The sequence below is a fragment of the Carboxylicivirga caseinilyticus genome, from assembly GCF_050589785.1.
In the GTDB taxonomy this organism is placed as follows: domain Bacteria; phylum Bacteroidota; class Bacteroidia; order Bacteroidales; family Marinilabiliaceae; genus Carboxylicivirga; species Carboxylicivirga caseinilyticus.
The window spans coordinates 1-17,195 of the sequence record NZ_JBNGOX010000023.1 but is presented as its reverse complement, the minus strand read 5'-3'; the positions used below and the strand labels follow the sequence as shown (position 1 = coordinate 17,195).

Here is a 17,195-nt window from a genome sequence, read left to right as displayed (position 1 = left end):
TATTTTTGTCATGAGAAATTCATAAAAGCTACCTTACTGTGCAAATAAAAAATCTGGGGACGGATTGTCTGTATGTTGTTGTCTTATTGTTTCTTTTGAATTTAGGTGGTGTTCAAGCCTTAAATGGGCAGGTTATGTCTGGGCGGTTGCTGGAACAAATCTGGCATAACAAGATGGATAAAGAAGGTTATAGTACTGAAGATTCAATCAGTTGGGATTTTCACGAAGGGTACCTGACCAAATATATACGTAAACAGATATATGGTGGAAGTATGTTGCGAAGATTGGAATTTTCGAGTAATCTTCAGTCTAAATATATGCCACATACTTTTAGTTTAAAGTATCAATTGCCACATTATAAAAAGATTAAGTATCATTCGGTTTCATATTCCAGGAAGGCTTTAAAAAACTATCAGGAGTTTATTGGACTACACAAATACGGAGGATATTATTCAAAGTTGGTGAATTTGGATAAGAGGCCTATTTATCATGTTATGGCAAAGGCTGCTATCAATACTCCTTATCATGTTGATTATTTATGGAATGATATTCCGGATGTATCCAATGTAGGAAAGAGAAGATTATCGCGTCGTGCTGTTGACAAATCAATTAGTACCCTTTTACCTGATACTTTTAACACAAAGCCGAATCTTGAGCAGATTGTTATTAAAAAAAGTCCGTGGAAGTTTGAAGGAACAGAGAACGTACAACTTTCTCAGGGTTATCTTGAAAATTGGACAAAAGGGGGAGAAAACAATATTGCATTAAGTAGTGATTTGCGATTTAATGCCAACTTTACAAAAGACAAGCATAGTTGGGAAAATAATATTATCCATAAGGTTGGTGTTATTTCAACTGAGTCGGAGAGTGGTAGGGTAAATGACGATCTTCTTGAAATAAATACAAAGTATGGTTTAAAATCATCGAAGAAATGGTATTATAGTTTCTTGTATAATTTTAAAACACAGGTGTTTTACGGATATGAGAAATCAGATAAAGAACATGAGACACCTATCTCAGGTTTTCTGGCACCGGCTTATATGTCATTTGCTGTGGGTATGGATTTTAAACCCAGCAATAAATTCACTTTACTGTTATCACCTCTGACATCAAGATTAACAATTGTTTCAGATACAGTTAAATTTGATCAAACCAGATATGGTATAGATAATGATAAAAAGACGAATACACTGAATGGTTTGTCAATTGTAAATAATTTCAGCTATCGGATTTCAAAAGAAATTAATCTGAATTCAAAGCTTGATATTTTTTACCAGTATTTGAGCGATGATAGTGAAAATCAGAAACAAATAGACTGGGAAATTATTGTTGATATGAAGATTAATCAGTTCCTATCTACTAGGTTGTTAGGAAATTTAAGATATTTTACGACTGAATCAGATAAGGTGCAAATCAAGGAAAATTTTAATATAGCATTCAAATACCACTTTTAATTATTTAATTATATGAAGATAAAGATACGTTAACATTTGGATTAACAAAAATTAACAATTATATTTATGTAGTGTAATGAAAAAGGGTGTATTTTTGCAGTGTAAGATAAGAGGGAAAACAACATCTTACAATTTGAAATGATAACAAAGCACTATGTGCTTCAAGATATTGAGTAAGTTTTCTCATAGTTTAGGGTTAGGTTTGGTTAAAAGTTGAAAGTCGTCTTAAAGAATGCTTTAAGGCGGCTTTCTTTTTGTATATACTTGTACAGGTAATCCCGGTTGTGTATTTTGGTAGCTAAATACTTATTTCATGAAACAAGAAGAAGCTGGGTATAAAAAAGATTTACAATTTTATAAATTCTGTGCATACGGTTTTTTTAAGAATCTTCGTTTTTTTGATCCTTTTCTTCTGTTATTTTTTTTAGAAAAAGGGGTTTCGTATGCTCAGGTAGGTATTTTGTATGGAATCCGTGAAATTAGCATTAATATTCTGGAAGTCCCTTCTGGAATGATAGCGGATATCGTGGGTAGAAAACGATCAATGATTTTTTCATTTGTCGCTTATATTTTAAGTTTCCTGATGTTTTACTTTCTAAGTGGCTTTGTGGGATTTGTTGTCGCATTTATTTTTTACGGAATTGGTGATGCTTTTCGAACAGGTACACATAAGGCAATGATATTGGCTTATCTTAAAAAGAAAGGTTGGGAGGGAGCAAAGACAGCTTATTATGGAAATACACGTTCATGGTCGCAACGAGGTTCGGCATTGGCTTCAATAATCAGTGCAATACTGGTGTTTTATAGTGGATCGTATAAGTATGTTTTTTTACTTTCAATTATTCCTTATTTAATCGATCTGTTTCTGATGATGTCCTACCCATCTTATTTGAATGGTGATAATATGCAGTCGGACATGAGTGTTGGTAAATTGTTTAAAGAGCATTTTCTTTCGGTTAAGAATGCTTTTTCAAGCTGGAAACCTTTCCGGTTAATTGTGGAAACCAGCAGTTATACGGGTTATTATAAAGCTGTCAAAGACTATATTCAACCTTTGCTGGTGTCTTTGGCAATTTCGTTGCCTTTTTTAATGGATATTGCAGAAAAGAAGAAGACTGCTTTAGTAATAGGAATTATTTATTCGGTACTCTATTTGATAAATGCTTTTGTAAGTAAAAGAGTATATAAAATTGAATCTGTTTTTAGTAGTATTAAATCAGGCCTTTCAATTATTCAACTTGTCGGATGGGCTGGAGGTGTAATTGCCGGAATCATGTATGCTTTGGAATTGGAAATTCTTGCCATCTTGTTTTTTTCATTGATTCTTGTGGTTCAGAATGCCAGAAGACCGATGGCTGTTAAATATATCAGTGAAAGTTTTGATGATAAATTAATGGCGACAGTCTTGTCTGCAGAATCACAGAGTGAAACAATTTTCACTTCACTTTTTGCTGTTGTAATTGGATTTTTGGTTCAATATATGGGAGTTGGATATGGACTGGTTGTTATTTCGGGCACTTTAATTTTATTAAATACTGTAATTTTTGCGGTAGGTAAGAAAAGTTGAATTTGAACAAAATGTTGATTAAATTTAATTATTTAGCAACATTTAAATGGTTAAATTATTCTTATCAGATTCGCCATTTTTAAGACTTGTTTTACCTTTAATTACAGGTATTTGGTTATCTGGTAAAACTCAATTGCCTTCCTTTTATTTAACAGGTATATCAATCCTTCTATTTATTTTGTTTGCAGGGTTTTATTATTATTATCAGTTAAAGCCTACTTTTCGACTTGGTTTCGTTGCCGGCCTGCTTATGACTATCTGTATGTTAAGTTTTGGTGCAACACTGCATGCTTTACGAAAACCATTATTTATCGATAGTAATGAAATGGCTGTATTTAAAGTGCAGGTAATCAGTTTTGTTGGTGAAACAGATATAAATAATAAGTACGAAGCTTCAATAATTGATGTATCAAAGGATACTTTAACATCATACATCAAAGAAAGTGGTATTATTTATTTATCAAAGAACAGCCAAAAACAAGAAATTAAGGCTGGTACCAATTTATATATTTCTGGTCAGCTTTTATCTTTTGAGCCACCCACATTGCCTTTTCAGTTTGATTATTCAGATTATCTTAAGAACAATCGTGTAGCTTTTCGAATGATTGTAAAAGATTATCAGGTTCTGGTTGATGAAGGTGAATTTATTAGTTTGAGATTATATCTTGAGAAGTTCAAGGAATACCTTAATAAAAGATTCATTGAATATGGGTTGGGTCAGGAGGAGTTAGCCATCTTAAATGCTATGTTTTTAGGTGATAAGTACCAATTATCGCTAGAGCAGAAGCAGGCATTTACCCAGGCTGGCGCCATGCATCTGTTAGCTGTTTCTGGTTTACATGTAGGAATTATTTATTTGATTGTATCATGGCTCTTTCGTTTAATGATCAGGAACAAGGTGGCGGTATTTATTTGTGTATTTATAATGTTGTGGTTGTATGCTTTGCTAACGGGTTTCTCGGCCTCTGTATTGAGGGCAACCATCATGTTTTCTGTTATTGAAATTGGAAAGTTTAGTCAACGTCGAATCACCATTGTAAATTTGCTATCGGCTTCCATGTTCATCATTTTGCTTATTGATCCTCTTTTTATCTATAGTATTGGATTTTGGCTAAGTCACTGTGCTGTTGCAAGCATTGTTTTGTTCTATCCATATGTTAACCGGCTCGTATACTTCAGTTTCCCACCATTTCGATGGTTTTGGTCAATACTGGCTTTGTCAGTCACGGCTCAGCTGGGAGCTATACCAATAAGTCTTGTTACTTTTCATCAGTTTCCTGTCTTTTTTATTTTTACAAACTGGTTGTTGATTCCTGTAGTGACTCCTGTCTTGGTTCTGGCATTACTCAGTGCATTATTGAGCCCAATTGGTATTTTATTAAGTGTTATCGTTCCAGCTTTAAATGATTTGTTGGGTTTTATGAATAATATAACTCATTTAATAAGTAATTTGCCTTATTCTTCCATTACACAAATCCCTTTTACCTGGTGGCAAATGCTGTTTTTTTATAGTTTCCTGGTTGTATTGATAATTCGCCTGGAAGTTCAAACCCTAAAGAGTCTTCGATTGTTATTATTAATGGCAATTCTATTTGTTATTTGTCTGCATGTGAATAGGTTTTTGGTTCCTGATGAGGGATTAATAGCGGTGGAAACTGAAAAGGGAACGTTTGTCAATTATTTCAATCCAAATGTAAACGAAGTCTATATGGTTTCTGAATTAACTGATAAAGATATAGATTGGTTTTTGTCTGGTGTATGGCAGAGTTATGGTATTCATTCAAAGCCTTTGTATTATAAAGATTGTATGGAGATTGACTCTTTGTGTATTGTGAAAGTAATTGATGGTAAATCAATACTAATTGTCAGAAATGGCGTTGAAGAGGAGGTTGATAAAGTAAAGATGAATTTTGATTTTATTGTAAATCTTTCTCCCAAAGATAGAATAATTAACAACGAGGATAATGGGTTTAAGAGCATTATGTTATATGAGAAACCTTATTTGTGCTTCTATGAAGAAAAAAAATATGAGCTAAAACCCTAGTGTTTCTTTACTATTGAAGATATCTCTATGGTTGGGGCAGTGATTTCTGTCAATATTATTTGGATTTATTCCTTTATTATATCTTAATTTGCGGTGTTTTTTGCCCACGGGTAAAACGGGAAAAAGAATTGAGTCATCATGAGGATTTTTATTGCAGGAGCAGGAGAAGTCGGTACGCATTTGGCAAAGATGTTTTGTAATGCTAACCACGACGTCATTTTAATGGATGAAGATGAAGAGAAGCTTAAGCAGGTAGACTCTCACTTTGATCTTATGACCATTGTTGGTACCATCTCATCTATCGAAGATTTAAGGGAAGCCAATGTGAAATCATGTGATTTGTTTATTGCAGTGCCTCCATACCAGGATATGAGTATTCTTTCATGTATTCTTGCCAAACAGTTGGGAGCTAAAACAACAGTAGCCAGAGTTAATAATCATGAGTACCTGATGGAAGAAAATAAGCTTTTCTTCAAAAGACTGGGTATTGATGAATTGATATATCCTGAGCAATTGGGAGCCAAAGAGGTGAGTGCTTCATTAAAGCAGGTAGGTACTCGTCAGATGTTTGAATTTACTGGTAGTAAGTTGGTGATGTTTGCCTTAAAAGTGCGTGACAATGCCTTGATTGTGGGTAAAACACTGGCTGAGATTTCTGCTATGTACGAGAAGCAGGAATATAATATAGTTGCCATTCTTAGAAGTGGTGAAACAATTATACCTCGTGGTCAGGATGATTTAAGACATAACGATTTGGTTTATGTTATTACTACTAAATCAGCCGTTCAGCAGGTTATGGTAGATGCCGGAAAAAAGCAGTTTGAAATTAAAAATGTGATGATCCTTGGAGGTAGCAGAATTGGAAAGAAAGTAGCTGAAAACCTTGAAGGAAACTATAATATAAAACTGATTGAGATCGATAAAGAGAGAGCTGTTCGATTGGCTGATCAATTATCGAATACCTTAGTGATTAATGGTGATGGTCGTAACCTTGAGTTGTTGAAAGACGAAGGTATTAAAAAGATGGATGCTTTTGTTGCCGTTACAGGTAATTCAGAAGTGAATATTCTGGCTTGTCAATTGGCGAAAAAGATGGGTGTACCTAAAACTGTTGCTGAGGTTGAAAACATCGACTACATCGATTTGGCAGAGAATATTGGTATTGGAACATTGATTAATAAAAAATTAATTGCAGCCAGCCATATTTATCGATATACACTTAGAGCAAATGTATCGCATGTAAGGTGTCTGACTGCAACTGATGCTGAAGTGTTGGAATTAACAGCTCAACCAGGTTCGAAAATTACCAAAGGTCCTTTACATAAGTTGGGCTTACCTAAAGATGTGAATATCGGAGGTATTATTCGTGGCGAATCTGCTATTATTGCTACCGGAGATACCATTATAGAACCCAATGACAAGGTAGTTATGTTTGCTATGCCAATGGGTATTGCCAAAGTTGAAAAAATGTTTAGCTAGGATATCACTGGCATATTGTGTGCTTAACTCATGTTGAATAAAAAATTTATCATCAATATTTTAGGTCTTGTTCTTGTGTTCGAGGCCTTGTTTATGCTTATTTGTGCACTGGTCGCTTTCTTTTATGATGAAGGTGATACTATGGCCTTAACATACTCAGGATTAATAGCTTTAATAATTGGAGGAGGTGCCTGGATGTTAACCCGTAAGGTGCCTAAAGATATGATTAAGCGCGAAGGTTTTATTGTTGTTACCTGCGTTTGGATCGTTATTGCTTTGTTTGGTAGTCTGCCTTATATTTTAAGTGGGACAGTTCCTCGTTTCAGTGATGCCTTTTTTGAATCTATTTCCGGTTTTACAACTACCGGAGCTTCTGTTATTACTGATATTGAAAGCTTGCCTCATGGAATTCTGCTCTGGCGTAGTGTAACACATTTGCTTGGGGGAATGGGTATTGTGGTTTTGGCTGTAGCTATATTGCCTTATTTCGGTTTTGGTGGTATGCAGCTTTTTAATGCCGAAGCTGGAGGTGTTACCAATGAGCAGTTGCATCCACGAATTGCAAAAACAGCTAAGAGTCTATGGGGTATATATGTATCACTGATTGCTATTGAAACTGTTTTTTTAGTCTTTGGTGGCATGCCACTTTTCGATGCATTATGTCATAGTTTTGGTACTATTGCCTCAGGTGGTTTCTCAACCAAAAATGACAGTTTGATGGGCTATTCTCCATATATTCAGTATGTGGTGATTGTATTTATGTTTTTTGCCGGAACCAATTTTACCTTATTTTACTTTTTGTGGAAAGGGAAATTTAAAAAGGTAATTGAAAACAAAGAGTTGCAATTATATGCTTTGCTGGTGCTGTTTTTTGCATTGCTGATTGCCGGAACTCTTGCTTTGTACGATCATTTTCCTGCAGAACCATCTTTTAGAGCTGCGCTTTTTCAAGTGGTGAGTATTGTTACTACTACCGGATTTGTTTCGGCAGATTATACAGCCTGGCATCCTTATTTTACTTATGCAATCTTTCTGCTGATGTTTATGGGAGCCAGTGCCGGAAGTACATCGGGAGGTATTAAAATAATGCGTCATCATATTTTGATGAAAAATACCATGCTTGAATTCAAGCGTTTAATTCATCCATTAGCGGTTTTTTCATTGAAGATTAAGGGTAAATCCATTTCAAATGAGGTGGTTTATAAAGTGATGGCTTTTGTAATCCTTTATTTCTTTGTTTTTACCATTGGTTCTTTTACGCTTACCTTTTTGGGTATGGATATGAGTTCAGCTATGGGGGCAGCAGCCACCACCATGGGTGGTATAGGTCCCGGGTTGGGAACTGTTGGACCCATGAATAATTTTCTTCTGGTACCCGAAGGCGGTAAGTGGGTTTTATCCTTTCTGATGTTGTTAGGTCGTCTGGAATTATTTTCAGTTTTGATACTTTTTTCTCCTCATTTCTGGCGAAATAAATAAGTCTGTGTATTTTTGAGATTCTAACATTGAAAATAAAGCATGCTTAATTCTAGGTTTATTTTACTGGTACTTGGACTGCTTTTGGTAGTTGAAGGTGTTTTTATGTTGCTTTCAGCAGGAATAGCAGCCTTGTATAATGAGTATGATTTACCTTATCATCTGATTTCTTCGGGTATTTGTATCTCCATTGGTGGAATTATTGCAAGTATCTTTTTTAAGGCACCTAAAGATATAGGTAAACGTGAAGGATATCTGGTGGTGACACTTGTTTGGTTAGTGTTCTCGTTGTTTGGATTACTTCCATTTTATATTAGTGGAGCTATTCCTTCGTATACCGATGCTTTTTTCGAAACCATATCTGGTTTTACAACCACTGGTAGTAGTATTCTAAATGATATTGAAGCCTTACCACATGGCTTATTGTTTTGGCGAAGTCTGATTCAGTGGCTGGGTGGCATGGGTATTATTGTGCTTTCTCTGGCTATCTTGCCCTTGCTGGGAGTAGGTGGAATGCAGATGTTTGTGGCTGAAGTGCCGGGTCCTGTGCCTGATAAGTTGCATCCCCGTATCAAGGAAACTGCCAAACGATTATATGGTATCTATGTTTTATTTACCCTGGTTGAGGCTTTGTTACTAGTTTTAGGAGGAATGACACCCTTTGACGCTATTTGCCATTCATTTACAACCATGGCAACAGGTGGATATTCAACCAAACAGGCAAGTATTGCATATTACGATTCATCTTACCTGCAGTATGTAATGATTTTCTTTATGTTTCTGGCGGGAGCCAATTTTACACTTTCGTTTAGTGCCTTAAAGGGTAGATTTATGAAGGTGGTGAAAGATGAAGAATTTCAGTCGTATTTGGGTATTGTGGTTGGTATGAGTGTGGTGGTTGCTGCGGTGTTGTATTTTACAGGTGGTGCTGATGGAGTTGAACAAAGTATCAGAGAAAGTTTGTTTCAGGTGGTTTCCATTATTACAACTACCGGATATGCTACAGCCGATTATTTATTGTGGGCTCCTTTTTTAAGTATCATCATATTTCTATTAATGTTTTTTGGTGGTTCGGCAGGATCAACTGGTGGAGGTATCAAGATTGTACGAATCGTATTGTTGATGAAAAACAGTTACTACGAATTAAAGCGATTGGTGCATCCAAATGCGGTTATTCCGGTAAGATATAATGATCGTGCCGTAGGACAAGGAATCATCACAAATGTGCTGGCCTTTATTGTTATCTACATGATGATCGTTGGGTTGAGTATGATTGTAATGAGTATGATGGGATATAATCTGGACACATCACTTGGGGCAGTTGCAACATCTATTGGTAATATTGGTCCGGGTCTGGGTGAAGTAGGACCAGCATCAAACTTTTATACAATTCCTGCTTTTGGTAAATGGTTCTTGTCTTTTCTGATGTTAATAGGGCGTTTAGAGATATTTACAGTTATACTCATCTTTTCACCTTATTTCTGGAAAGAATAGTTTTTTTATAGATCGATGATTCCTAACCCCTGACGGGTTATTACCATGTCGCTGCCTGTGCAATCAATGATGGTTGAGGGTTCGTTGCCTCCATAACCGCCGTCGATAACCACATCAACCAGATCGGCAAATTTTTCGTGAATTAGTTCCGGGTCAGTACTGTATTCCAATATGTCATCATCATCTTTTACTGAAGTCGATAAGATTGGATTACCTAGTAAATCAACCAGGGTGCGAATAATGTTATTGTCAGGAACTCGAATTCCTACTGTTTTTTTATTGTTTTTGAAAATTTTAGGAACGTTGCTGTTGGCATCCAGAATAAAGGTGAATGGACCGGGTAAACAGCGTTTCATTACTTTAAAAACCTGATTATTTAGAGGCTTGGTAAAATCAGAAATATGACTGAGGTCGTAACAGATAAATGAAAGGTTGGCTTTTTTTAAATTAATATCTTTGATACGGGCAACTTTTTCTACGGCTTTTGAATTGTAAATATCACAACCAATTCCATAAATGGTATCTGTTGGATAGATTACCACGCCACCATTCTGCAGTATCTCTACTACTTTTCGAAGTTCGCGCTCATTCGGATTGTCTTCATAGATTTTTAGTAACATGACGCCTGCTTTGTTTCACTCCTAAAGTAAGCTTTTATTTATTTACATGGTAATTACATTGCAATAAAAACAGTTTATAATACAAAGGAGTTTTATTTGAGGTGTAGGATTGAACAAAAAGTTTTATCAAATGTATATTTTTTGTACTTGTCAGTTGAAATTAAACAATAGTTTTGTGTGACATTTAAAATTAAAACAAAGAGAATAAAACATCCTGAATGAAAACAATAAATCAAGCCATTATTTTATTTGTAATTACTCTGTTTTCTGTTCAAAATGCTTTTTCCTGGGGGAGTACGGGACATAGAGCAATTGCAGAAATAGCTTACCATCAACTTTCGAACGATACTAAAATTAAGATTAAGGAAATATTAGGTAACGACTATCTTCCATTGTATGCCAATTGGGCTGATGAAATAAGATCGGAAAAGGATAATCCTTACAATAAATTGCCTCATTATGTAAATATGCCTTTGGATGAGAAATATGAGGATGCGGTTAAAAATCAGAAAGGAGATATTGTCACTGTTTTGGAGCAGATGGTTAAAATGCTAAAAGACAATAAATCGTCTAAAGAAGAAAAAGCAATTGCTCTTAAATTTATTATTCATCTGGTAGGTGATGCTCATCAACCCATGCATGTGGGACTCAAAGAAGATTTGGGAGGTAACAGGCTTGAAGTGCAATGGTTTGGCGAGGAAAGCAACCTGCATAAAGTTTGGGATGAAGAGTTGATTGATTATAGCCGATTGAGTTATACCGAATTGGTGAGATTTGCAGGAGAGCCAGAAAAAGAAACTTTAATGCAATGGGCAAAGTTGACTGTTGTTGACTGGATAGATGAAACACATGCTATCACCCGGGATATTTATGATAATCTGGGTGACAAAAAGTATAGTTATAAATACAATCACAAATACAGCCCTGTTGTATATGAGCAGATTCAAAAGGCAGGCTACAGGTTGGCAATATTATTAAATGATCTACTGGACTAACAAGGTTCTTTTGATAAAGTAAAGCACTTATTGTTTCTGCGATAAGTGCTTTTTTTATGATGAGTTTCTTGTAATGTAATGATTAAATGGTAATAACAAAAAACGATCCTGAGAGAATCAGGACCGCCTTAAATGTTTTCACAACGGAATAATCCTTATTGTGAATTGCTCAAATTGTACTCAAATGTAACTAAAAATTATAATTATTAAAAGATAATTAAATATATGATTTACCTAATTATTTGATTTTTATAAATAACTTAATAAATTTATAGTAATATAAACTTTTAACTATACAATCATGCCTATTAAATTTAAAGTTATTGAAAAAGGACAACCGGGGGTAGCCGGAGGTGGAACCAAAAAGTTTTATGCCAGCGCATCTTCAACCGGAGAATTAACACTTGAAAAACTTACCAAACGAATTGAACAAAACAGTACTGTTAGCGGGGCAGATATCAGAGCAGTTTTATATGCGATGGTCGAAATGATGCAGGAATCATTAGAAGAGGGACAGATTGTACGTTTGGGAGATTTAGGAAGTATAAGAGTAAATGTTAGCAGTAATGGTGAAGAGGAAGCAGACAAGGTGAATGCTCACTCTATAAAAGGAGCAAAGGCTGTATTCACTCCTGGTCAAAGATTAAAGGATATGCTTAAGAATCTAAAGTATGAAAAGGTATCTTAATGCATTTTTATAGTGGTTAAATAGAATGTGTAGCGTGGTTGTTGTATAAATCACGCTACATTTTTAATAAAAACACACGTCTTTTTTCAAAAAACACACGTGTTTTAAAAAAAAAGACGTGTGTTTTTTTGATTGAAAAAGTATCGCTTGCAAAAACATTGAATAATGAAAAAAATATTAGGTCTGGATTTGGGAACTAACAGTATTGGTTGGAGCCTTAATGTGGTATAAAAATAGCCCCACGGAGTACGCAGAGCTTAGAAATTTCTTCGGCTTATAGCCTTGTTGTGAATTGTCTCTCAAAACAAATATAGTAAAAAATACAATTATGAGTAAAACTCTAGGAATAGATTTAGGAACAAATTCAATTGGATTGGCAATAAGAAATGAAAATGAATTTGATTGGTTTGGAGTTTATACTTTTAAAAAAGGTGTTGGTTTTGGTAAAACTGGTGAGTTTTCTTTTGCTGCTCAAAGAACTAAGCATAGATCCTCGCGCAGGTTATATAATGCCAGAAGATACAGAAAATGGACAACTTTGAAAGTATTAATTGAAAATGATTTTTGTCCACTCCACAAGGAAGAACTTCATAAGTGGTCGCATTATGAAAAAGGTATTGGAAGAATCTTTCCAATACATAGTATAGCATTTAATAATTGGATTAAACTTGATTTTAATGATGATGGAAAGGTTGACTATTCAAGTCCCTATCAGTTACGACGAGAATTAATAAATAATAAATTAGACTTAAATAAAAGTGAAGATAGGTATAAAATAGGGAGGGCATTATATCACATTGCACAGCGAAGAGGATTTAAAAGTAGTAGAAAAAGTGGGGATAGTGAAAAAACATCAGTTAACAAAGGTAGCAATGAGACAAGAACGATTGGGTTAGATGAATATAAAGAGCTAATAGTTGCAGAAGGTAGCTTAGGAGCTGCCTTTGCAACACTTGAAGACAAAGGAATTCGAATAAGAAATAGATATACGCTAAGAAACGATTATTATAAGGAGGTAGAATTAATTGCAAAAGAACAGCAATTAGGAAAAGATTTTACTGAGAGTATTTTAAAAGCTATTTTTTATCAAAGACCATTACGATCGCAAAAAGGACTTGTTGGTAAATGTACTTTAGAAAATAATAAATACCGATGCCCAATTAGTCATCCGAAATTTGAGATTTTTAGAGCATGGTCATTTATTAATACTATTAAATATAAAGATGAAGAAACTAGTACATTCGAGCCAATACCTTATGATTTAAAAGAAAGTATTTTTTCAGAATTATTCTTTCGAAAAAGCAAAGCCCATTTTAAGTTTGAGGACATCAGAAATTTTATTGAAAAAAATGGAGGTAAACAATGGCAACTCAATTATAAAAAGAAACTTGATAATACAAATATTGAAGGTTGTCCGGTGTCAGCCAGGTTGAAAGCTGTATTTGGAGATAACTGGGAAACAGTTTCAATTAATAAAGTCAGGAAAAACAAAAGAGGGGAGACCAAAAATGTAAAGTATAAGCTTGATGATATTTGGCATATATTATTTACATATGAGGATGAAGAGGTTTTTCAGGAATTTTTAATAGATATTCTTGAACTAAATGATGAGCAATGTAAGGAAATGATGACCTTATGGAATTCTTTTCCTGTTGGATATGCTTCACTTAGTTTACATGCTATATGTAATATTTTACCTTTTCTTGAACAAGGACTGATATATACAGAAGCTACTTTATTGGCTAAAATCCCTAAAATTATTGGGATTGAAACTTTCAATAAGAATAAAGAATTATTATTAAAAGAAATAAGGAATGTTATTAATATAAATCGAGCAAAAAAAGATGTTGTAAACATTACGAACAACCTTATTTCAAAGTACAAATCGCTTGATTGGGAATACAAATATGCTTATAAGGATAATTCTTATAAGATTGATGAATTAGATTTAAAGGATATAAAACAGACTGTAATAAGACATTTTGGCAAGAAGAAATGGGATAGTTTTAGGATTGAATATCAAGAAAGCATTATAAATGAAGTAGGTGGAAATTATCAGGAGTTTTTTTATAGCTCTAATCGTGATTATATAAAGCAACCTCATTTATTAAATCAAATTAAACATTTCTTGAAGGAAAAATTTAATTTGTCAGATGAGAAGCTTCTTGATATGTATCATCCTTCTCAAATTGATATTTATCCTAAATATGATGATCAAGTTTTTCTTAAAAGTCCTAAGACAGCAGCATTTAAAAATCCAATGGCATATAAAACATTACATCGCTTGCGTGAAGTAATTAATTATTTGATAGAAGTTGGGAAAATTGATAATGAAACAAAAGTAATTGTAGAAGTTGCCCGCGAACTAAATGATGCGAATAAAAGAAATGCAATTGAAACTTATCAAAGAAGACGAGAAGCAGAAAATAAAGAATTCGCAATTGCAATTTCAGAATTAACAAAAGATCCAGACTTTGAAGGAAGAGCAGACCCGAATAATAAAGATGACAAAGATAAATTTCGATTATGGACAGAGCAACTTGAAAATAGGGAAGAAGTTTTAAGATCAATAACAACAACGAAAGAGGATGTTAGAAAATATCGATTGTGGAAAGAGCAAAATTGTCAATGTATTTATACCGGTCGGGTTATTAATATTACCGATTTATTTAATCCTAATGTAATTGATTTTGAACATACAATTCCAAGGAGTAAGTCTTTTGACAATTCACTTGCTAACTTAACAGTTTGTTATGCTGATTACAATAGAAATATTAAGAAGAATCAGATTCCAACAGAGTTACCAAACTACAAAGTTAGTTCAAACGGTTATCCTGCTATTGAACCTTGGTTAGAAAAATGGAAAAATAAAATTGAATCATTAAATGATAGGATTGCAACACAAGTTCGAAATTCCAAAATTGCGAAAGATAAAAAAGCCAAAGATGAAGCAATTGTAAGAAGGCATATATTAAAGGAAGAATTAAAATATTGGCAAAATAAAGTAGATAGGTTTACAAGGGAAGATATTCCACAAGGGTTTGTGAATAGTCAACTCAGAGATACGCAGATAATAACAAAATACGCTTATCACTATTTAAAAACAGTATTTAATAAAGTCGAAGTTCAAAAAGGCAGTATTACTGCTGAGTTCAGAAGAATTTATCAGATACAGGAAAAAGATGAGATAAAAAGTCGAGATAAACACCATCATCATGCAATTGACGCTGCTGTACTCACTTTAATTCCTGATTCTGCAAAAAGGGAAGAGATTCTCAAAAGGGCATATGATTATGAAGAATTAACAAAAAAGCAATATCATGAAGAACCTTTTAAGGGTTTTAAACAAAATATAATAACTGGTATTGATAATACAATTTTAATTAATAATATGGCAAATCAAGACCAAGCTCTCTCAAAAGGAAAGAAAGTTGTTCGAAGTCGAGGAAAAATAGTTTGGTTAAGAGATGTGCAAGGAAAAATCAGATACAATGTAAATGGAGATAAAATACCTAAGATAGCACAAGGAGATAGTATTAGAGGACAATTACATCAAGAAACATTTTATGGAAAAATAAAAGTAGTTAAAAGAGAAGATGATGGTAAACCCATTAGAAATGAAAATGGTGATTGGTTGTATGAATCAAAAAATGATGGTTTTAGATATGTCGTAAGAATACCTATTGAAAAACTCTCAAAACTAGACCAATTAGTTGATCCATATATTGCTAAAATGATTGAGAAACAATTAAACGGCAGAAAACTTTCAGAAGCTATTTCAGAAGGTGTTTTTATGCTTGATAAGAAGGGGGAAAGGCAGAACCGGATAAGAAGAGTTAGGACTTGGGTTAGGAGTACATCTTTATTAAGCATAAAGAAGCAGACATACCCATCAAAAAGTGATTACAAAAATTATTATTGGGCAGATACGGGTGATAATTATGCTTTTGCCTTATATGTATCAAAAGATGGGAAAAAGAAAATAGTAGCAAGAAATCTTTTTGAAATTTCTGGTTTTTCTTCAGGAACTAAATTGATGGAACTATTTGAAAAAAGCATTGATTTAACGAAGTCTAAAAAAGCAAATTTACATCATGTTTTTCAAGTAGGTCAAAAAGTAATTTTTTATGAAAAAGATAAAAATGAAATAAAGGAATTAGATTTATTTTCAAATAGGCTCTATTATGTACATACTTTATTTAGTTCTGATGATGGAAGAATTAGATTTCAACATCATTTAGAATCGAGAAACGATGAAAGATTACAAGAAGCTTTTCCGAAAGAAACATTTGGCGTAAAAGGAAAGAATGGTTTTTCAAAGTTTTCAACAGATTTTATTCAACCAAGATTGCTAATTAGTCCTGCAAACTTAAACTGCATTATTGAGAATGTTGATTTTAAATTTCATCTTGATGGTAGTATTGAGTTTTTATATTAAGGTTGACCGCTTTGGAAATATTATAAAAGTAATGCCTAACTAAACGAATCAAGGTGTCGCAATTAGCGACATTGTGATTAAATGGAGATCAATGCAATTCGAATCAGGGCAGTTATATCATATCTACAATCAGGGTAATAACCGGCAAAAGATATTTTTTAACAGGGATAATTATTTATTCTTTTTAAAAAAAAATGCGGATTTATCTGCTGCCTTATTGTGATATAATAGCATACTGCCTTATGCCGAATCATTTTCATATAATGGTAAAGGTAAATGTTCTAACCGTCGGTGTCGCTTTAAGCGACGCCGACGGTAGCCATGGAAAAGAACGAAACCTTAATGATTCAATAGGAATTATGCTCCGTTCGTATACAAATGCAATTAATAAACAACAAAAAAGAACCGGAAAACTTTTTAGAGAAAAAACCAAAGCTGAATGTCTCACAGAAACAAATGGGATAACACCCTCATTTTATAATTCGAAGTATGGAACCATTATTCGGGTTGATCAACCCGAAGATCATTACCCACAAGTGTGTTTTAATTATATCCATCAAAATCCTCAAAAGGCAGGTTTGGTAAAGTTGTTTACAGACTGGGAGTTCTCATCTGCTAAAGAGTATGCCGGGCTCAGGAATGGAAGTTTGGTAAATATTGAGGTCGCCAAAGAATACTTATCTGTGGATAAAATAATATAAAATCAAACCCCAATTATCACCACTTTTTAACAGTGTTATTGTAAGTAATGTTGAACTGTTTTTTAATTAATCATCACTTTATTCTATTTGTCTGTCAATTGATTAGTATTGTAAATCAATAAAAATAGTGAATTCTATCTGTTGTGGCTATTTCGGAGTGACCATGCCACCATTATCGGTCAAACTGTGCCACTTTGAGAGAAGTTGCAATGATAGTAATTTTTTACTCAGTTTTTAAA

General features: G+C 33.7%; 11 protein-coding genes. 10 read left to right on the top strand and 1 reads right to left on the bottom strand.

Translation table 11 applies throughout. From position 1 onward, the window contains the following. The first annotated feature begins 134 nt into the window (after nt 1-134). From ACRD62_RS12610 to ACRD62_RS12585, 6 genes are all read left to right on the top strand, one after another. Nucleotides 135-1,454, top strand: coding sequence for a DUF3078 domain-containing protein (locus tag ACRD62_RS12610; protein ID WP_430820473.1), 1,320 nt, complete (start codon nt 135-137; stop codon nt 1,452-1,454). 313 nt (nt 1,455-1,767) lie between these two features. Then, entirely contained in the window at nt 1,768-3,021 is a 1,254-nt protein-coding gene (locus ACRD62_RS12605; RefSeq protein ID WP_430820472.1) for an MFS transporter, read from the top strand. Between the two features lie 46 nt (nt 3,022-3,067). Further along, nucleotides 3,068-5,065, top strand: a complete 1,998-nt coding sequence (locus tag ACRD62_RS12600) for a ComEC/Rec2 family competence protein (protein WP_430820471.1) — start codon at nt 3,068-3,070, stop codon at nt 5,063-5,065. Between the two features lie 138 nt (nt 5,066-5,203). Further along, entirely contained in the window at nt 5,204-6,544 is a 1,341-nt protein-coding gene (trkA, locus tag ACRD62_RS12595; RefSeq protein WP_430820470.1) for a Trk system potassium transporter TrkA, read from the top strand. Nucleotides 6,545-6,574: 30 nt separating this feature from the next. Continuing rightward, nucleotides 6,575-8,023 carry a TrkH family potassium uptake protein gene (locus ACRD62_RS12590; RefSeq protein ID WP_430820469.1) on the top strand — a complete coding sequence of 483 codons (1,449 nt, stop codon included), beginning with the start codon at nt 6,575-6,577 and terminating at the stop codon, nt 8,021-8,023. A 39-nt stretch (nt 8,024-8,062) separates the two neighbouring features. Then, nucleotides 8,063-9,514 (top strand): TrkH family potassium uptake protein, encoded by a 1,452-nt coding sequence (locus ACRD62_RS12585; protein WP_430820468.1) that lies wholly within the window; start codon nt 8,063-8,065, stop codon nt 9,512-9,514. A 5-nt stretch (nt 9,515-9,519) separates the two neighbouring features. Here ACRD62_RS12585 and ACRD62_RS12580 read toward each other — a convergent pair whose 3' ends face one another. Continuing rightward, a complete protein-coding gene (locus tag ACRD62_RS12580) occupies nt 9,520-10,134 on the bottom strand; it encodes an L-threonylcarbamoyladenylate synthase (RefSeq protein WP_430820467.1) in 615 nt (204 codons plus the stop codon). 218 nt (nt 10,135-10,352) lie between these two features. Between ACRD62_RS12580 and ACRD62_RS12575 the strand changes: the two genes are divergently transcribed. From ACRD62_RS12575 to ACRD62_RS12560, 4 genes are all read left to right on the top strand, one after another. After that, on the top strand, nt 10,353-11,129 hold the full coding sequence (locus tag ACRD62_RS12575) for a S1/P1 nuclease (protein ID WP_430820466.1): 777 nt from the start codon (nt 10,353-10,355) through the stop codon (nt 11,127-11,129). A gap of 301 nt (nt 11,130-11,430) precedes the next feature. After that, nucleotides 11,431-11,817, top strand: a complete 387-nt coding sequence (locus tag ACRD62_RS12570; RefSeq protein ID WP_430820465.1) for an HU family DNA-binding protein — start codon at nt 11,431-11,433, stop codon at nt 11,815-11,817. 328 nt (nt 11,818-12,145) lie between these two features. Next, the gene (gene cas9, locus ACRD62_RS12565) at nt 12,146-16,255 is read left to right on the top strand and encodes a type II CRISPR RNA-guided endonuclease Cas9 (protein WP_430820464.1); all 4,110 of its coding nucleotides are present in this window, start codon (nt 12,146-12,148) and stop codon (nt 16,253-16,255) included. A gap of 242 nt (nt 16,256-16,497) precedes the next feature. Continuing rightward, entirely contained in the window at nt 16,498-16,956 is a 459-nt protein-coding gene (locus tag ACRD62_RS12560) for a hypothetical protein (RefSeq protein ID WP_430820463.1), read from the top strand. Nucleotides 16,957-17,195: the final 239 nt, after the last annotated feature.